At 44.1% G+C, this 19,217-nt stretch carries 12 protein-coding genes; 7 read left to right on the top strand and 5 right to left on the bottom strand.

Annotated features, from left to right (window positions below):
* From fadI to QVA83_RS06865, 3 genes are all read left to right on the top strand, one after another.
* Positions 1 to 1,200: acetyl-CoA C-acyltransferase FadI (fadI, locus tag QVA83_RS06875; protein WP_287498270.1), on the top strand; the 1,200-nt coding region annotated here is incomplete at its 5' end.
* 19 nt (positions 1,201 to 1,219) lie between these two features.
* Positions 1,220 to 3,361, top strand: a complete 2,142-nt coding sequence (fadJ, locus tag QVA83_RS06870) for a fatty acid oxidation complex subunit alpha FadJ (protein ID WP_156078088.1) — start codon at positions 1,220 to 1,222, stop codon at positions 3,359 to 3,361.
* 207 nt (positions 3,362 to 3,568) lie between these two features.
* Positions 3,569 to 3,766 (top strand): hypothetical protein, encoded by a 198-nt coding sequence (locus QVA83_RS06865; RefSeq protein ID WP_136780893.1) that lies wholly within the window; start codon positions 3,569 to 3,571, stop codon positions 3,764 to 3,766.
* A gap of 100 nt (positions 3,767 to 3,866) precedes the next feature.
* Here QVA83_RS06865 and QVA83_RS06860 read toward each other — a convergent pair whose 3' ends face one another.
* The 3 genes from QVA83_RS06860 to QVA83_RS06850 all read right to left on the bottom strand — a co-directional run bounded on the left by QVA83_RS06860 (position 3,867) and on the right by QVA83_RS06850 (position 11,860).
* Positions 3,867 to 4,034, bottom strand: coding sequence for a hypothetical protein (locus QVA83_RS06860; RefSeq protein WP_168532690.1), 168 nt, complete (start codon positions 4,032 to 4,034; stop codon positions 3,867 to 3,869).
* A gap of 299 nt (positions 4,035 to 4,333) precedes the next feature.
* Positions 4,334 to 8,887: an EAL domain-containing protein gene (locus QVA83_RS06855; RefSeq protein WP_156078089.1), complete on the bottom strand. Its 4,554-nt coding sequence runs from the start codon at positions 8,885 to 8,887 to the stop codon at positions 4,334 to 4,336.
* Positions 8,888 to 9,112: 225 nt separating this feature from the next.
* A complete protein-coding gene (locus QVA83_RS06850) occupies positions 9,113 to 11,860 on the bottom strand; it encodes an insulinase family protein (protein ID WP_156078090.1) in 2,748 nt (915 codons plus the stop codon).
* Positions 11,861 to 12,031: 171 nt separating this feature from the next.
* Between QVA83_RS06850 and sixA the strand changes: the two genes are divergently transcribed.
* Together sixA and QVA83_RS06840 are read left to right on the top strand one after the other, a co-directional pair.
* Positions 12,032 to 12,547 (top strand): phosphohistidine phosphatase SixA, encoded by a 516-nt coding sequence (gene sixA, locus QVA83_RS06845; RefSeq protein WP_014976012.1) that lies wholly within the window; start codon positions 12,032 to 12,034, stop codon positions 12,545 to 12,547.
* Positions 12,548 to 12,668: 121 nt separating this feature from the next.
* Positions 12,669 to 12,863: a hypothetical protein gene (locus tag QVA83_RS06840; RefSeq protein ID WP_014978722.1), complete on the top strand. Its 195-nt coding sequence runs from the start codon at positions 12,669 to 12,671 to the stop codon at positions 12,861 to 12,863.
* A 37-nt stretch (positions 12,864 to 12,900) separates the two neighbouring features.
* On the opposite strand, the gene QVA83_RS06835 is transcribed toward QVA83_RS06840, so the two are convergent.
* Both QVA83_RS06835 and QVA83_RS06830 read right to left on the bottom strand, forming a co-directional pair.
* Positions 12,901 to 14,196, bottom strand: coding sequence for an HlyC/CorC family transporter (locus QVA83_RS06835; RefSeq protein ID WP_014948817.1), 1,296 nt, complete (start codon positions 14,194 to 14,196; stop codon positions 12,901 to 12,903).
* A gap of 175 nt (positions 14,197 to 14,371) precedes the next feature.
* Entirely contained in the window at positions 14,372 to 15,163 is a 792-nt protein-coding gene (locus tag QVA83_RS06830; protein WP_014948818.1) for a cytochrome C assembly family protein, read from the bottom strand.
* Between the two features lie 298 nt (positions 15,164 to 15,461).
* Here QVA83_RS06830 and ffh point away from each other — a divergent pair, with 298 nt between their 5' ends.
* Both ffh and QVA83_RS06820 read left to right on the top strand, forming a co-directional pair.
* Positions 15,462 to 16,901 (top strand): signal recognition particle protein, encoded by a 1,440-nt coding sequence (ffh, locus tag QVA83_RS06825; RefSeq protein WP_014948819.1) that lies wholly within the window; start codon positions 15,462 to 15,464, stop codon positions 16,899 to 16,901.
* Positions 16,902 to 17,088: 187 nt separating this feature from the next.
* Positions 17,089 to 19,155 carry a YncE family protein gene (locus QVA83_RS06820; protein WP_156078091.1) on the top strand — a complete coding sequence of 689 codons (2,067 nt, stop codon included), beginning with the start codon at positions 17,089 to 17,091 and terminating at the stop codon, positions 19,153 to 19,155.
* The last annotated feature ends 62 nt before the right edge of the window (positions 19,156 to 19,217 follow it).

The raw sequence follows: 19,217 nt of genomic DNA, 5'->3' as shown, positions 1-19,217 counted from the left end.
GTTGATCTAGGTAAAATGGTCGTAAACGAACTTCTCGTTCGCCATGGTGTTCAAAAAGAATGGGTTGATCAGGTTGTTTATGGTCAGGTAGTGCAAATGCCTGAAGCGCCAAACATCGCACGAGAAATTGTGCTTGGCACTGGCATGAATGTTCATACCGACGCTTACAGTGTATCTCGTGCATGTGCGACGAGCTTTCAGTCAACGGTAAACATCGCTGAAAGCATGATGGCAGGCACGGTACAGGTAGGTATTGCTGGTGGTGCAGACTCAACATCGGTATCACCTATCGGTGTGTCTAAGAACCTTGCACGTGCGCTGGTAGATTTACAGAAAACCAAGACCTTGGGTCAAAAGCTGAATATCTTTAAGCGTTTAAGCTTAAAAGACTTAGCGCCAGTACCTCCTGCTGTAGCTGAGTACTCTACAGGTTTGTCGATGGGACAAACGGCGGAGCAAATGGCTAAAACGCATCAAATTTCTCGTGAAGAGCAAGATAAGCTTGCACATCGCTCGCACAGCCTAGCGGCTGAAAGCTGGGAAGCCGGCAAATTGTCTAGCGAAGTGATGACCGCTTATGCTGAACCGTATAAAGGTGCGCTTGAGCGCGATAACAACGTACGTTTCGATTCTAAGCTTGAAGGCTACGCGAAACTTCGCCCAGTATTCGATAAAAAGTACGGCTCGGTAACTGCGGCAAACGCTACACCGCTTACTGACGGTGCTTCTGCAGTGCTTATGATGACAGAAAGCCGAGCGAAAGAGCTAGGTTATACGCCGCTTGGTTACATTAAGAGCTACGCGTTCTCGGCAATCGACGTGTGGGAAGACATGCTAATGGGGCCGTCGTACGCGACACCTATTGCGCTAGATCGCGCAGGCATGACCCTAAACGACTTAACGCTAATTGAAATGCACGAAGCGTTCGCAGCGCAAACCTTGGCAAACGTTAAAATGTTTGCAAGTGACAAGTTCGCCAAAGAGAAACTAGGCCGCGACAAAGCGGCGGGCGAAATTGACATGGACAAGTTCAACGTGATGGGTAGTTCAATTGCTTATGGTCACCCGTTTGCCGCAACCGGTACACGTATGATTACGCAAATGCTTAACGAACTAAATCGCCGTGGCGGTGGTACAGGCCTTCTTACTGCATGTGCTGCGGGTGGTCTTGGTGCCGCAATGATTGTGGAGACAGAATAATATGAGTCAGGAACAAGAAATGACAAATGAAGTTCAGCCAACATCAGGAGCATTTACGTTAACCAAGCGAGATAATGGCGTTGCTATTCTTAGCATGGACGTACCTGGCGAGAGCATGAATACGCTTAAAGCTGAGTTTGGCGATGAGATATCTGCCATGCTTGATGATATTGAACGCGACAGCAGCATTAAAGGTGTGGTGTTAACAAGCGGCAAGCCAAGCTCATTCGTAGCAGGTGCCGATATCACCATGCTAGCAGCGTGTAAAACCGCGGAAGATGCCACAACCATAGCCGCTGGCGGTCAAGCCATTTTCGATAGAATTGAGAACATGAAGGCTACCTTCGTTGCGGCTATTCACGGCCCAGCGTTAGGCGGTGGTTTAGAGCTAGCATTAGCGTGTCACTACCGTGTATGTACCGATTCACCTAGTACTCAGGTAGGTCTACCGGAAGTGCAGCTTGGCTTGTTGCCAGGCAGTGGTGGTACTCAGCGCCTTCCTCGCCTAATTGGCATTCAGCAAGCGATGAAAATGATGCTTACTGGGTCTCCAGCACGCGCTAAGCAAGCTAAAAAGTACGGTATCGTAGATGATGTGGTACCTCACAGTGTTTTGCTAAAGGTAGCTGAACAGTTTGCGCTTAAACGCAAACCAGAAAGAGAAGCGCCGCAAAAGAGTGTGATGGACAAAGTGTTAGAGAAAACCGGCCCGGGCCGTAACATGATGTTCAAAAAAGCGCGCGAAGCGACATTTGCCAAAACCAAAGGTAATTATCCAGCGCCAGGTTACATTATTGATGTAATTGAAACGGGCATGAACGAAGGGATGAAAGCGGGGCTTAAAGCCGAAGCTGAAGCCTTTGGTAAGCTTGTTATGACGCCGGAATCTTTCCAGTTACGTCAGATTTTCTTCGCTACGACAGAAATGAAGAAAGAAAACGGCGTTGAAGGTGTTAAACCTGAAAAAATGAAGAAAGTCGGTGTGCTTGGCGGTGGTTTAATGGGTGGTGGTATCGCCTATGTAACGTCGACCAAAGCCGGTGTACCTGTCCGTATTAAAGACGTGCGTGCTGAAGGCATAGCCAATGCAATGAAATATAGCTATGACATCTTAAACAAAAAGGTGAAGAAGCGTTTCATGCGCAATAGTGAAATGCAGAAACAGTTGGCGCTTCTTACCGGTACGCTAGATTATAGTGGCTACCAAGATGCTGATATCGTGGTTGAGGCGGTTTTTGAAGATTTAGATCTTAAGCAAAAAATGGTGGCGGATATTGAAGAGAACTGCAAAGAAAGCACGATCTTCGCGTCTAATACGTCGTCTATTCCAATTACACAAATTGCAGCTAAAGCAGCACGACCTGAAAACGTGATTGGTCTACATTACTTCTCGCCAGTAGACAAAATGCCGTTGGCCGAAGTTATTGCTCACGATAAAACGTCTGACCAAGTCATTTCATCTACGGTAGAGTTTGCTAAAAAGCAAGGCAAAACGCCGGTAGTTGTTAAAGACGGTGCGGGCTTCTACGTAAACCGTATTTTAGCGCCGTACATGAATGAAGCGGCAAACCTCATTCTTGACGGTGAGCCTATTGAGCACATCGATAAGTCATTGGTTAAGTTTGGCTTCCCTGTAGGCCCTGTGAAACTACTCGATGAAGTGGGCATTGATGTTGGTACTAAGATTATCCCATTCCTTGTAGAGGCGTTCGGCGAGCGCTTCACTGCGCCAAGTGCTTTCGATAAAGTACTTGCAGACGGCAGAAAGGGTAAGAAAAACCAAAAAGGGTTTTATTCTTATGAAGGCAAAAAACCAGGTAAAGAAGTGGATGAATCAATCTACGAACTACTAGGTCTTTCACCTTCTGCTAAGTTAAGCGAAAAAGAAGTAGCGGAACGCTGTGTATTAATGATGCTTAATGAAGCAGCGCGCTGTTTAGACGAAGGCGTTATCCGTAATGCGCGCGACGGCGACATTGGCGCTATCTTCGGTATTGGTTTCCCTCCATTCTTAGGCGGCCCGTTCCGCTATATGGATACACTGGGAATTAAACACGTTGTTGCTCGTTTAAACCATTATGCTACTGCTGTAGGTGATAAATTTGCACCTGCTGAAGTGTTAGTAAAAATGGCAGAAAACGATCAAAAGTTTTACAGCTAAGTTTATAAAATGTTAAAAGCCGGGCGTTGCCCGGTTTTTTTATGTCTAATGGGTATTTTTGCTGGTTTATTGTTCTATTTTGGGTAGAATTCCTGCGGTTAAAAAATGAACGTGTCAAATTGTTGGCGTCAATTATCAGTAAGTTAAATTGAATAATTGATGGGGACAAGTAACCCCACGTAACTAGGTCAAACAGGCGGAGGCAGTGTGATTTCACTCGTAGTATTAAGCGTTATCTTTTCTCTATATTTTTATGTAGAAGCGTTTAAATGGGGAATGAGCGCGAAAAAGTGGGCGATAGCTGGTTTTGTGTTAGGTCCAATCTTACTACCCATGTTTTCCATCTCTCGCCATATACATTGGCGCAATGCGGTGGGGTTTAATAACCTTTACATTGCGGCGTAGTCTTTCCTAGCGGTCTGCTGAAATAAGTAAGTGTGGCGTAAAATACAGGTATAAAAAAAGAGAGCGTTGCTCTCTTTTTTTGGAAATTCTAAGGTATCTCTTAAAGACCAATACCGTAACCGCCACCACCCGTCTTAGGGCGAACTGTTTGTGGTTGAGTTACTGTCTCTTTTTGCGACTCAGGAGCTTGTTTAGCGCCTTCTTGCTTGTCGGCAGCAACTGGGGTAGCGGTAGAAAGTACTAGTGCAACTGCGTACTCTTTTAACATGTTAATTTCCTCTGATTATTTTGAACGAACAAACAAAACCGATTTTTTATATTTGTCATCGGTATCTAATACTTAGCTAAATGTGTGCCAAAAATAATATTTTTTAAAATATCCAATATAATCAGGTGGTTAGCTTTTCGTTTTAATGCGGAGGATTGTCGATGTTCACAAGCGCCATTTTAATGGCACTAAAGTCTAATAAACTAAGGTTGAATAGGCATGACTTTGCCTAAAGCTGCAATGAGTGGCATGAGGCAGGGGAAAGTACGCGCCTAAACGCGAATAAAAGGTAAGGGCTATTAAAAGTTAGAGTGGCCAAGCAGTGTATGAAGCTTTTGATTCTCGGTAAGAAGCTTCTCGAAGCGCTCTGCATTTAATGGTCGGCTGTACAAGAAGCCTTGCAACATTTCGCAATCGTAGCGACGTAAAATATCTAGCTGAGCTTCTTCTTCAACGCCTTCCGCTACAACTTTTAAGCCTAGATTGTGGGCGATATTTATAATGGCAGCCGCCATATGACGATCTACATTACTTTTTGCAATATCGTCAATAAATGCTTTGTCAATTTTTAGCGTGTTTAGCGGGAAACGCTTTAAGTAGGCTAGAGACGAGTAACCTGTACCGAAATCGTCTAGCGCTAGGTGAATACCTCTTTCGCGAAGGCGAGTCATCATTTGAAGGCCGTTTTCAGGACTTTCCATTAGCGTACCTTCAGTTATTTCGCACTCTAAATGTAGTGGTGACAAACCGATATCGCTTAAAATCTTGTTTATTCTGTCGTCTAAGTCAGGTAATTCGAACTGCTTCGCAGATATATTCACAGCTACACGACCACTAAACAAACCTTGGTTTACCCAGCGTTTGGTATCTGCACAAGCCTTTCTTAGCACTTGTTCACCAATTTCTATAATCTGGCCTGTTTGCTCTGCCAGAGGGATAAATTGCCCAGGGCTTACTATGCCTTTTTGTGGGTGCTCAAAGCGCACCAAAGCTTCCATGCTAACTAGCTTACCTGAGGCTATATCAACTTTCGGCTGGTAGTAAACCGTAAACAAGTCATCTTTAATACCTTGTCTTATAAGGTTTTCGATTTGCAGTTGCCTAACGGCGTTTTGATTCATCTCTCCGCTAAAGAACTGGTAGCTGTTACCGCCATTGTTTTTAGCGAAATACATGGCTGTGTCGGCGTTTTTCAGCATTTCTTGGGGAGAAGTGCCGTCGTCAGGGAAGAACGCGATACCAATACTGGCACCCAATACAAACTCTTGCTTATTAATGATAAAGGGGCGAGATAATGTGTCTAATAGATTCTGTGCGTAATGCGTTACCGTGTGGATATCGGCATTGTCTTCCATTAACACGCTAAACTCATCACCACCTAAGCGATAGCAGGTCGCACTCTTACCCGTAATTCTCTGTAGGCGCTTTGCTATTTGTTTAATTAATATATCGCCCGTTTGGTGACCTAAAGAGTCGTTTATTTTCTTAAAGTTATCCATATCCAAACAGAGTAGGGTATGTTGTGCCCCTTTCCGCACCAAGTTCTGGTGGCTAGCTTGGAAGAACGAACGATTCGGAAGCTCTGTGAGCGGGTCAGTATTAGCTAGTTTCAATAGTTCTTTTTCAGTACTTTTTCTTGACGTGATATCACTAAATACGCCTACAAAATGGCTTATTTTTCCGTCATCGTCATGGACGGCGTCTATATTTAATTCCATTTCATAGCGCTCGCCGTTCACTCGCACACTTTCTACTTCACCTGACCAGTTACCTTTTGCTTTTAGCGTTTTCTTAATTTCTTCGGTAAACGCGTCTGGATATAGATGGAAGTGCATATAGCTTGCTAACGCTTGATCGCGGGTCTCGCCGGTGTAACCGCAATATGCATTGTTTACACTTATGAATTTAAATTGGGTATTAGTTATGAATACACCTTCAGAAATATTCTCAATTGAACGCTTAAATAGATTCAGCTGCTCTTCAGCTTCTTTTAAGTGATGAATATTCTTAAGCGTACCAGTCATTCGTACCGGCTGAGCATTGTGGTCTCTTTCAACCACTTTTCCGCGGTCAAGTATCCAAATCCACTGATTCTTAAATGTCTTTGCGCGGTATGCAAGCTCGTAGAAGTCGCTATTACCTTCAAGATGGTCTCTTAGGGCAGTTTTAACACGGTTTACGTCGTTAGGATGAATGTTTGCATCGTAAGCGCCTGTAGTGCGTATATCATCTTGTGGAAAATCAAGTGTGCCCCACGTATTTGCACGGTAAACTTGGCCTCTGTATACGTCCCAGTCCCACAGCTCATCTCCAGAACTCCATAGCGTCAGTTTAAGGCGTTCTTCGGACTCTTTAATGGCAAGCTGGTTTGCCTTCCTTATCTGATATTGGCGAACGATGAATGCAAAAATAGCGAATGCGACAATACAATAAAAAACAATAGCAACAGTATGAAGCCAAGGTGGTCTTGCGATTTGAACTGAAAGATTTCTGCTGTCAGACCACAACCTTCCTGGCGCTTTTGCTTGTACCTCGAAAACGTAGTTTCCAAAGCTTATATTATTAAATTGAGCAACTCTGTCGTCTCCATTATCAATCCAGTTGTCGTCAAAACCGATTAACCGATATCGGTAAACCACGTGTTGCGGGTAAACAGAGTTGAGTAAATTGAAAGATATGCTGAATCTAGACTCATTGTAATCTAGCGCAATCGACTTTTTAGTTCCTATATTTTGTGCCGATGAGAAATAACTTGTTTCGCCACTGCTTTCCCTCTGAATTACATTTGACCTATTGTTAGATACCCCAAAAACTTTTAATTCAGAAAGCTCTGGGATAAGTGTTTTCGTCAAATCATCTTTTGAGCTAGTTTTCTTACTCGTTATTATGTTGTAACCAGTCATCCCACCAAAATAGATAGTTTTTTCTGAGGATGCGAAAGCTGAGCTCTCGCCTAAAGAATTGTAGTTAAGCTCTGAATTTGGAACCGAACTTACTTCTTCAAGTTCGGGAAGTTTGATTTGGTGAACTCCCGTAGTATCTGCATACCAAATACTGTTATCGATACCTACGGATGATATTATTAGCCCAGAGTTTTCTGTACGAACTTGCCTTTTGACAAATTCAAGAGAATGCTTGTCGACCTGCAAAATTCCTTTCGAGCGAGTAGTTAACCAGTATGAGTCTGGTGTTTCGTAAACGCCGTAAACGAGTGAATCGAAACCATTGCTCTGATCTAAGTTTTTGATCAACTCCCTGTTCTTCAGCGAGTATATACTTACACCTGACTCGCTTCTCAGCCAAAGTCGATTATCATTATCTTTATAGATCGGAACTAAACGAGATGAGTCTATCTCTATTTTTATTGGCTCAACAGATGCTTTAGACGAATCATAACCAAGAGATAGTTTTACCGGTCCCTGTGTATCCTCCCAGATCCAAACTTCGTCCCCTTTGGTATAGAGAAAATCGATAAATAACCCTTCGAACACATGATCTATTAATTGAAGCTTTCCTTCCACCTGCCTCAAAACATAGATGCCATTAGAGGATGCAACCCAGAATGTACCTTTAGTATCTATTTCAACATCCCAGTAAGTTATTGAGTTCGCAAAATCAGAGAAGGTTTCTGAGAACTTTACTTCTCCGCTAGAGCTATTAATAACGCCAAGTCCTCTTTGTTGAGAAACAACATATATGTCGTTGGCGGAGTCTTCTGCAAAGCCCCATATTGAGGAGTAGTCATCCTCGGATAAGTTCGAAGAATTAAAAACAGATTTATACCTAGTTGTAGCGTAGTCTGGGTGATACCTAAACGCCCCGCTCTTTATTGTCGTAACCCAGATACCACCGACTCTATCTGTTACTAGGTTCATGATTGTTGCTGTAGGCAAGCCTGTCAGCTCTTGATTGTCGTGATCAAGGTAGATGACCCTCGGTTGAAAGCTGCTATTTATCTCTGACGTTGCTGCATCACTAAATATGAATAGGCCTGCTTGAGTGCCAATCCAGATGTCGTCATCTTTCTCATAGATTGTTAGGGTATTAAGCGCTTCATCAGACTTAGAAGTGAATGCGTCTTTAAAATGTTGAAGTATTTTACCCGAAGCAGCTATGACATAGATGCCCTCATTGGTTGCAAGCCAATAGTTACCGTTGATTACTTTGATGTCGTGAAGAGAACGAACATCCAAGTTGATTCCCCATGGATTTACTTTTGTTGCGGAATAAAGTGACTCGTCAGCCTTGTCTATAAGCGAAAGCCCAAACTCATTTGAACCTAACCAGGTGCGGTTCGCTTCATCATAAATGACCTTTATAAAACTCTGGTCTTTGTGTATCTGTTTTACAACCTCAATTTGATGACTCTCTTTCGATAACTTGTAAAGAAACTTCAGATCAGCGAATAGAATGTCACCATCGTACGATTCACCGATGCCAGTAATAAAATCAACTTTAATTACACTATTTTCTCTATTGAAAACTTTGAAGTTGTCGCTTTCAGGTTGATACTTGGCAAGACCTGCTTGTGTTCCTACCCATAACTCGCCATGAGAATCTAAGAATAGATTTTGAGTATAACCGGACGGAAGTGAATTGTGGTCAACATCTGAAGGGTGGTATTGCTTCACCTCATAACCAGAGTAGCGATTTAAACCATTGGAGGTCGCAATCCAAATATATCCTTTATTGTCTTCAACGATATCCAATACCGCAGTGTCAGAGAGTCCTTGCTGTTTATTTAGCTCATTGAAATGAAGATCAGAAACCTCTATCGCCTTTGCAGAAGAAAAAAGAATTTCTGACAAAGCCAACAAAAGAAGAGAAATTGAATAAATTAGGGTTGAGCGCACCTACACACCTTTGGCATACGCCATTTATTATTTTTTTAATTCACTGGCGGCATCCCTAACAGCCAGAATAATAAATATGCCGAATTAACTAAGCCTCTACAAGGACTTTTTAGTAATAACAAGAATGATGGTTTACTTATTAACCAACCTTGTCTGCGAATACCACTGGGTATCGGCAGATTGATTAAAATCTTAACGACCGTGGCACGTGTCTATCATGCAGCTTTAGTAGTAAGGAATTTCTTTTTTGAATTCAGAAATACTATTAATCGTTCGTTTTTCTTGCGTGGGAATACTCTCAAATTTTCCACGAGAGAACAGCACCAATTCCCCGCAGCGCTCTCGTTTAGCGAGCTGATGCGCGAAGTCTTGAATCTCTTCGAAACTCAAGCCTTTGATCCTTTCAGCAAGCTTTGCATTTCTATTAAACTCTAAATCTTGCGTACCCAAACTTACCCATAAACGCTGTGACTTCATCGAAAGAGTAAGGTCTCTCTCTTCTAACTGCTTAATGAGGTTTTGTTGGATAGTCGGCCAATAAAAACGATAGAACTCTATTTCATTGAGTTGCTGGAACAAAAAGGCGGTCATTGCATCTAGCAACTGCTTTGGACTGCATTGCGGGCTTTGTATGTAAAATGCCATTCCGGGGTGTTGATTATGTGGTACATAGCCTGTACCGACTATGTATCCCAATTGCTGTTCTGTTCTTAACGAATTGAAGAACGGTGCTGCCAGCATCTGTTCAAGAACCATACATAATGCGGTGTCGGTGAGGCTAGGAGAAGGTGCTTGTAAATAAAGTACGACCGCTGAGTCATCGTGATTACACAACACCTCGTGATAAAGAGTTCCGCCCACAGGCAGCTTAGATACGGCACGAGAAAGGGGAGCTCCCCCTGCATTTTTGCAATGGCTATGAAGCGACGTCGAAAATGCCTTTGCTTCTTCGCTTGCCCAGTTGCCATGCATAAATGCCTCTACAAAATAATGCTCAAAGGCTGCACTGCGACAGCCTAGCATCTCGTTATAAGAGATGTTTTCTATCACGTCTAACAATTCAACTGGCGCTTGCGTGTTGCGTTGAATAAGAACACTTAAACGAGAGAATAAACGGTTAGTCGGCTTATTTAAAAGTGAATTATGAAGGCTTTGAATTTGAAGTGCTTTGTGATGTTCAAAGGCTCTTTCGTCAGGAATAAAACCGAGAACGGCGTCAAGAAGTTGACTTGCTAATAATGTCTGCTGATTCGTAAAACCACGGGTGTGTAGGGTAAACCCAGCTTGATGCCCATAAATCCGATAGTGAAGTCCTGCTATTTCAGCTCGGTAGTATTTAGCTTGGAGATGATCGTTAAGTGCGCCGAGCCAAATTCGCTTGGCCGCAACAGAGGTCAAAGAGTCTGAAAACTGAGCTGCGTCGAAAGAGATATAAATATCGCCTTTGGGGCTATGGAATTGTTGGTCCTGAGCGAACCAAAATCGATAGCCACCATTATCTACCAACCTATTTGGAACATTAAACCCCGTTTCAGGGAGGATAAGCGTGTATTCGCTCGCCAAATAAGGGTTGGGTGGGGGAAGACACAATTCTGGAATTTTCTTTGCGCTTTCAAGTGAATGTATTAGCGCATCGTCGATGTCTTCAACGCTATATTCAGCCTCATAAAATGCGCAAACCTGAGTGGTTTTAACATCTTTTGATATGACCTTTAAACGAAGGTTCTTGGGCGTGAAAAAAGATAGTGCATGCTCAATTATGCTTCTGTCATAACTACCAATAGTAGAGCGAAGTCTATTTAATTCGTCAGGTTCGAATATAAATTGATGCTGTGCATACTCAGTTATGATCCCAAGCGGCTTCACATTTTCTTCGTACTCTAAGGCCAGCGCATTTAGCTGAGACTTTTCGTGAAAGCGCCATTCTTCAGTCGATGCTTCTCTAATTAATTCGATGTAGCTAAATAGTGCCTCTAGCACCTGCGCTTTGTGTTTAAGGCCTTCCTGGGTAAGCTGAAAGCTCACGTTAAAATCTTTAAATTTATCGCCTTCTATGCCAGAGCCTGCTATCAGGTTTAACGCCCAATCTTTTTCTTTTAAATAGGCAAGTAGGCTTCCTTCACCTTCGTCACCAATCAAATGGCTGATGTAGTTCAGCGGTTTGGTTTTGTAGTCGTTCTGTAAAGCGGGAAGGGCAAATGTCACTATCATACGTCTAGCAGATTGCAGCGGATGAATGTTGATTTGAATGCCCAGTTCATTTTCTGTGTAAAGCGAAGGCCAGTCGTCAGAGGCTAACTGTCCACTTGGCAATGTCCCAAAACACTGATTCACTAACGCCTCTAGTTGACGTATTGGCATAGGACTGGCTATGCACAAGCGCATATTAAGCGCACAGTAATACGATTGGTGCAGTGCCTTTAGGCGCCGTTTAAGCTCTGTACATTCGTGTTGAGAAAAAGTATCGCAATTGCCTACAGAAAATTTTGCAAAAGGATGTTCTGGATTACATGTCTCTTTATGAATTTGATAAAGGCGGCGAAGGTCGTCTTTTTTCTTAAACTCAAATTCAGCATGAATGTTCTTTATTTCGTTGGTTAGTGCGTCTTCTTCAAATAAGGGTTGCCTAAGCATATCTGCAAATGCAGGCAATGTTTGCGCAATAGCGTCACCGCTGCAATTAAAATGGTAATTTGTGTACTCGGTACCTGTCCACGCGTTGATTGTGCCGCCGTGTTGCTCAATGAATCCATTTATAGCATTGGGTTTGGGCAAATGACGGCTACCCATAAAAAGCATGTGTTCAAGAAGATGGGCTAACCCTTGGCAATCGTTTGGGTCATAAAAGTGTCCGGCTCTTACCGCCATTGAAACAAAAGATTCACTCGCTTCTGGCGTGTGACATAACATGGCACGCAACCCATTAGGTAAAGTAACGTGATGTGCGTTTTCTAAATTTATGGTGTTGTTCACATTGTCTCGTTTTTGGTCAAGAGCACCTTACTGCTGGAGCGTCTATAAAGAGAAACTTCACAAAACGTTAAATAATGTACGAAAATTCTCACTATTCGCGGTTTAGCGCTAGGCGTAGTATCAGCTCTCTGATATCGTTAGCATACTTTCATTAATACTATGCGCAATGTTATGTCAGGTCAAAGTAGCAACGACGACATTTATCTTTTCATTATGCGTCACGGTGAAGCAGAAGCGCCCAGACTCGATGATAAAAGCAGGCAACTTACACCATTAGGTAGAGAGCAAGCCAAAACAGCAGCTTTATGGTTAAAAGATCAGTATTGCCAGAAAGGCATTGTGGACTTAGCGCTTGTGAGCCCTTATCGTCGAGCCAAACAGACCCATGATATGGTATCGCTTGATATCATTGCGAACAAAGTTGAAAATAATGAAGATATTGTTCCGGAAGGCTCGCCAAGACTGGTGAGTGATTATATTGATGGACTTCTTCACGCCGCGGTCAATTCCAAAAAACCAATCAAAAAACTTCTTGTTGTTAGTCACATGCCGCTAGTTAGCTATCTCGTTGATGAACTGTGCCAGTCTTACACCACAAGTTTGTTTTCTACGGCCTCAATTGCTGTTATCAAGTATTCTTTAAAAGAGCACAAAGGCACGCTGGTAACGCATTATCAAGGACTGTAAACGCCTTGCTCCTTCTTAGCGATTAATTTCGGAAATTGAACAATTAATCGTTAAGTATATTCCCACATGGTCGATAGACTCTTTGAGAGTGTCAAAGTTTATTCTATTGAAGGGTTGGGAAATGGACAGCAAATCTATTCCTGAGCTCCTTAAACGTTCATTGCAATCGCATATGGCGGAGGCTGATTTACGTGAAGATAAGGAGACGCAGGATATTATTGCCAAATTATCTGAATTGTCAGATAAGGTCGCTGCTGCGAAAGCTAGAGCGCTGGCAAATAGAGCACAGCGTCTAGCTGACGAATCAAAAGGTTAGTTGATAAGGCCGAAAGGCAGGTTAACCACCAAAACGCTTAGTGGTCGTTATTCGACTCTTTAGGTGCAACATAGTATTCCGGCATGATTCTGACGGTTTTTATCATGCTTTCTGAAATGTCTACAATTTCTAACGGATAACCCGCCAAACGCACGCTTACTTTGTTCTCAGGAATATCTTCAAGATACTCAAGTAATAAACCATTAAGGGTTTTAGGGCCTTCCGTAGGCAGGTTCCAATCCATTTCTCTGTTCAATTCTCGGACGTTGGCACTACCATCAACCAATACTGAACCATCCTGTTGTACGTGTGCTTCTTTACTGTGGTCTGGAACCATACTGGTGGTAAAGTCACCGATAATCTCTTCAAGAATATCTTCAAGAGTGACTAGACCCATAATGTCGCCATACTCATCAACAACCAGAGCAATGCGCTCTTTTTCCGCTTGAAACTTATACATCAGCGTGTGCAGCGGGGTAGATTCAGGCGTGTAGTAAATCTCACGAACAGCGCGAAGCAAGCTTGATTTAGTAAACTGGTCTTTTGATAGTAGGCGCAGGGCGTCACGCACATGCACAAAGCCTACCGCATCGTCGACACTGTCTCGGTATAATAAAACACGGGTGTGCTGAGCATGGGTCAATGCTTTTTGAATTTTTTTCCAGTCGTCGTTTATGTCGATGGCAAAAATTTCGGCGCGCGGCACCATGATATCTTCGGCCGTTACGCTTTCTAAGTCCAAAATGCTAACTAGCATATCTTGGTGTCGTTTTGGGATCATGGCCCCAGCTTCGAAAACCACGGTTCTTAACTCTTCTCGACTTAACGAGTCGTCACTTCCACTTGCAGGACTAATTCTTAGCAAAGCGAGAATGCCGTTTGTAATACCGTTAATCGCTGCCACAAAAGGGTACAACAAGGTAAGTAGTGGAAGCAGAATGATGGAGCTTGGGAATGCCACTTTTTCTGGATAGAGAGCCGCCAACGTTTTAGGTGTTACTTCTGCAAAGATAAGTAAAACTAACGTTAGGCCAAACGTAGCAGCGAAGAGCCCCCAGTAGTCGCCGAATAAACGAATACAAAGTATGGTTGCAAGCGAGGACGCTGCAATATTAACTAAGTTGTTTCCTATAAGGATAAGGCCGATAAGGCGATCGGGGCGTTCTAAAAGTTTAGCAACACGTATAGCTGAGCGGTTGCCTTCGCCTTGCAAGTGCTTAAGTCGATAACGGTTTATCGACATCATGCCGGTTTCTGAACTAGAGAAATACGCAGATAGTAATATGAGTACGCCGAGCGCGATAAACAGCGTACTCGTTGATATGTCGTCCAATTAATGGGTTCCTGTCTTAACTTAGGCTTCAAATGTATTGATTTGAGGTGCGAGTTTCAAGGGAAAATTGTTGATATGCCCCTAATTAACTAGATAACACCAAAAAGTGACAAGCGCCGCCGAGCCGACTAAAAAGCAAGCCCGGCAGCGAGCTCAGCAATAAATACAGGGAGTCTTAAAGAAGAAATTCGCGAACTAGTTTGCTACCAAAATAGGCAAGGGACAGTAGCGTCACACCCAAGACTGTCATCACAATAACTTGTCGCCCGCGCCAACCTCGAAGTTTCTGGCCTATTAAAAGAATGAGAAAAACAACGAGAGCGGCCGCTGATAGCACCGTTTTATGCGCGTAAGTTTTGTTAAACATATCTTCTAAGAAAACAAACCCGCTAATTAGTGAAACGGTTAGTAAACAAGTTCCCGCAAGCAACAGCTTGAACAAAATGTTTTCTACAAGCATTAGAGGCGGTAGTGATGAATGTAGTAACGCAGCACCTTTTTGCTTTAACCGGTAGGTAATGTAGGACATTTGCAGTGCGTACAAGAATGCAATGACCAAAGTGCAGTAAGCAAACAATGACAAGCTAATATGGATAACTAAGCCCGGCTGCAGCTCTATGTGCATGATGTACGATACGGGAATAAACTGCGAGGCGAGTACCGTAAGACTTGCAAAGCCGAAGACAACAGGAAGTAAAATAAGATTAGGAATGGCCCGGGCAAATATAAGCATGGATACGGTGATTATCCACGACACTAATGAAAGCACGTTGGTTACACTCATGTCTTGCCCAGGCGCGACAATAATAACGTTGGTGAGAAAAGCGATATGTGCAATTGCCCCAACACTAGCGATGGATAGCCCTAATCGCTTATTCGGGCCGTCTTGGTGTACGAATTTGCCAATAAGTACTGCCGCAGCTAATGCGTAGAGTAAAGCAGCAGATATGGCGAAAAGGGTGTTCATGATGCGTCCTGTAATAGGTAGGTGACGTCTTCACCGACTGAGTCGGTATTGATACTGCAACTTGCAAGTAAATTCAACCATCTCCTTGATTTTGTTTGTTTCACACCCACTTTTAGTGTGGGTATAGGATCATGGAAGGACAATTTTTACTCCATATCGACTTCGAAATTCGTACATCAAATTTCGACAACCCTTGACGCAAAAGTTTAAAAATTTAACCGCAATTGTGGGTACGTTACCGTTCGCTTTTACGTTACAATGCGGGCATTACGTCTGAAATAAAAAGAAGTTTCATACTATGTTTGAGAATTTATCAGAACGCTTAGGCCAGACATTACGAAATGTCAGCGGTAAAGGGCGTCTTACTGAAGACAATATTAAAGAAACGCTACGCGAAGTGCGTATGGCGCTACTTGAAGCCGACGTTGCGCTACCCGTAGTAAAAGCGTTTGTTGCACAGGTAAAAGAGCGTGCAGTTGGTACTGAAGTTACCAAGAGCCTTAAGCCTGGCCAAGTATTTATTAAAATCGTTCAGTCTGAACTAGAGTCGGTGATGGGGGAAGCGAACGAAAAGCTTAACCTCGCAACTCAACCTCCGGCTGTTGTGCTTATGGCGGGCTTACAAGGTGCGGGTAAAACTACGTCTGTAGGTAAACTTGCGAAATACCTAACTGAGCGCGAGAAAAAGAAAGTGATGGTAGTGAGTGCCGACGTTTATCGTCCGGCCGCTATCAAGCAGCTTGAAACCCTTGCCGGTGAAGTGAATGTAGCTTTTCACCCGTCAACGATTTTACAAAAGCCCATTGATATCGTTAACGATGCCATTGTTGAAGCGAAGAAGAATTTCTTCGATGTACTACTAGTGGATACAGCAGGTCGTTTGCATGTCGACAACGACATGATGGACGAAATTAAAGAGCTTCACGCTGCCGTTAAGCCAATTGAAACTCTGTTCGTGGTTGATGCCATGACCGGTCAGGATGCTGCGAATACGGCAAAGGCGTTTAACGACGCGCTACCGCTAACCGGTGTAATACTGACCAAAGCAGATGGTGATGCACGAGGTGGTGCTGCACTGTCGGTTCGTCACATCACGGGTAAACCTATCAAGTTTATCGGTATGGGCGAAAAGGTTGATGCACTCGAGCCTTTCCACCCTGAGCGTATTGCGTCTCGTATCTTGGGCATGGGCGACGTACTTAGCCTTATCGAAGAGGTTGAGCGTAAAGTCGATAAGTCGAAAGCGGAAAAGCTGGCCAAGAAGGTACAGAAAGGAAAAGGCTTCGACCTGCAAGACTTTAAAGATCAGCTTGAGCAAATGAAGAACATGGGCGGCATGATGGGAATGCTTGATAAGCTTCCTGGCATGGGCGGTATGTCTGATAAAATCAAAGATCAGGCAAACGACAAGCAGTTTAACCAAATGGAAGCCATCATTAATTCAATGACACCGGCCGAACGCGCACGTCCAGATATGATTAAAGGGTCGCGTAAGCGCCGTATTGCGGCAGGCTCAGGTACGCAAATTCAAGACGTAAACCGTTTACTTAAGCAGTTTACGCAAATGCAGAAAATGATGAAGAAAATGTCTGGCGGCGGCATGAAGAAGATGATGCGTCAGATGAAAGGCATGATGCCTCCGGGTGGCGGTTTTGGAGGCCCTGGTGGCCCAGGCGGCCCGGGTGGATTCGGCGGTCCTGGCGGGTTTGGCGGAGGCGGTGGCTTCCCACCTCGTTAAAAGGCTGTCGCATTACTTAGCAATGCTTAAAAACCTCAATCGCAGCAATGCATTGAGGTTTTTTTATTTTTTTGCATCCAGTATCACTCATCAATCGTTTGGCTTGTTGAACAGGACGTGAGCAGTACTAATCGCATCGCGCGTTTAAGTGACGTCTCTTCACGAATCAACAAGTACGGAGATGAAGATGGAATTCAATAAAACATCACAGCAAAAATTAAAACTGTCACTGTTGGCGACGGCAATGGTTCTCGCGCTAAGTGCCTGCGACGGTGACGACGGAACAAATGGTGTCGATGGGACTGATGGCGCGCCTGGCCAAGATGGTGCACCCGGTCAGGATGGAGCCCCAGGCTTTGCGTCAGCGACTTTCTTGGTCGCAAACAATGGCGATGACAACCGCAATACTGTTACCTCGATTGACCAAAACGCGAACGTCTTATCCACGGTAACCACAGGAGCCAATGAGGGGATTGTATTCACGCAAAGCGGAAGCTTAGTACAAGCTGGCGACAGTGATTTACCGTTATTAAGAACGCTTTGTAATTTTGAAGCTCAAGCCGACTACATGATGAGTGCAGGGCACGAGATAACGGGCGCAGCTACGGGCCTTGTTAACCCGAAAGGTATTGCCTTTGCTGAAAATGCAGGTTTAGTTATGGTGGCTGACTTTAACGGTCAAAAGGTTAGCGTATTCGGTAGCCAAGCAGTAGGCAATGTTGCACCGATTGCAGAAATAATGACCTCAGCAAAACCATGGGATGTGGCCTATGACGAACAAAGCGATAGATTGTTTGTTGCACTGACCGATGGGACACTTGCGGTTTACGATAATGTCGCTGGTTCTGATTTTGCGCCCGCAGTTATGCGTTCAGTGGTGCCTTCAGATGCAGACGGAAATCAAATATCGATTAATCTGCACGGTATCGCTTACGAGCCTATGTCTAATCGTATGGTATTGTCAGACGTTGGCGATGCTGCAATTGCTGATGATGGTCAAATTTTTGTTTTAGAAAATGTTTCATCAGCTGATGGCGCTGTCGTACCAAGCAGAGTTATTGGCGGCGCATCGACCCAGCTTGGTAATCCGGTAGACATTGTTTTAACCGGTTCTGATCTTCGCGTGGCGGAAAAATCCAATGACGCCATTTTGGTGTTCTCAAACATATTTAACGGTGCGAGCGGCGACGTTGCACCAACGCTATCAACGCCTTCAGTAAAACCAGAGTCGTTGGCCGAGTTAACTCAGCTGAACGAGATGACAGACGCATCGGACGATGGCATAACTACCATGCCTATTATGGGCCTTTCGGTATCAAGTAACCCTGCAAGCGAAGGTCCAACCACGGGGCAAGTAGCGCAATACAGCGCTGTACTTTCCAGTGAGCTAAGCACTTTTGACGCTGGTATGAGCATTGAGAGTGCCGCTTTCACGGCTAGCGGTGATGGCGTCATTACCTTCGATGATGTTGAAACCTCAACGGGTGGTTTACTCGTGATTAATCGCCTCAAAACCATGCGAGACGGTATGATGTATAGCGATAGTTTCGACCACATGATTGCGGGTAGCGATACAGGCTTGATTGCACCTAAAGGGTTAGACATTGCCTCAGAAGCAGGTGTGGTATTTGTGGCAGATGTTAACGAAGCTACTCCTGCCGTTCGCGTATTCTCGCCTTGTGCGTCAGGCAATGTTGCGCCTCTATTAACACTTGAAGCGGCCAACGGGGCGCGCCCTTGGGATGTGGATTACGACCCATCAACTGATAGCGCGTATCTGGCGTTAACTAACGGTTCGGTTGCCGTGTTTGAAGAAGTGATGCGCAAAATGGAAAGCGGTGAAACCGTAATTACGGGTGAAGACAGGCTGATTGTCCCTGCAAGTGGTGGGGCAGCATTTGCCGCGCCAACCAACATCCATGGCATAGACTATGATAGCCAAAGCGATAGTTTGGTCATTTCTGATGTAGGCAGCGCAGCGGATGCTACTGACGGTAAATTGTACGTGATTCCTGGCGCAGGCAGTGCCGATGGCATAACGGATGTATCCGTCAATATTGCAGGACCGAGCTCAATGTTGGGTAATCCGGTAGACTTGATGCTCAGCAATGGTCATGTATATGTTGCTGAAAAATCAAATGGCATGATCCTGCGCTTTGACAATATTCTAAATGCAGCCTCGGGTGATATTACGCCCAGCTTTAGCATGATGTATCCCGCACCAGAGTCGGTAAATGTATTGTCAGTGAAGTAAAACAACTGATGAACAGCCTTGTAGAAACCGATCATTTCATCGCTGTTCTATGAAAGCTCAAT

This window comes from Alteromonas sp. AO-Serp, from assembly GCF_017849675.1.
Classification (GTDB): domain Bacteria; phylum Pseudomonadota; class Gammaproteobacteria; order Enterobacterales; family Alteromonadaceae; genus Alteromonas; species Alteromonas macleodii.
Note: the sequence above shows the minus strand (reverse complement) of the source record. Positions and strands in the feature narration are given on the sequence as shown.

What these genes read in the sequence shown, in the direction of transcription:
- QVA83_RS06820 (WP_156078091.1), top strand. Translation starts at nt 17,089, where the DNA reads ATGGAATTCAATAAAACATCACAGCAAAAATTAAAACTGTCACTGTTG.
- QVA83_RS06860 (WP_168532690.1), bottom strand. Translation starts at nt 4,034, where the DNA reads ATGTTAAAAGAGTACGCAGTTGCACTAGTACTTTCTACCGCTACCCCA.
- fadJ (WP_156078088.1), top strand. Translation starts at nt 1,220, where the DNA reads ATGACAAATGAAGTTCAGCCAACATCAGGAGCATTTACGTTAACCAAG.
- sixA (WP_014976012.1), top strand. Translation starts at nt 12,032, where the DNA reads ATGTCAGGTCAAAGTAGCAACGACGACATTTATCTTTTCATTATGCGT.
- QVA83_RS06830 (WP_014948818.1), bottom strand. Translation starts at nt 15,163, where the DNA reads ATGAACACCCTTTTCGCCATATCTGCTGCTTTACTCTACGCATTAGCT.
- ffh (WP_014948819.1), top strand. Translation starts at nt 15,462, where the DNA reads ATGTTTGAGAATTTATCAGAACGCTTAGGCCAGACATTACGAAATGTC.
- QVA83_RS06840 (WP_014978722.1), top strand. Translation starts at nt 12,669, where the DNA reads ATGGACAGCAAATCTATTCCTGAGCTCCTTAAACGTTCATTGCAATCG.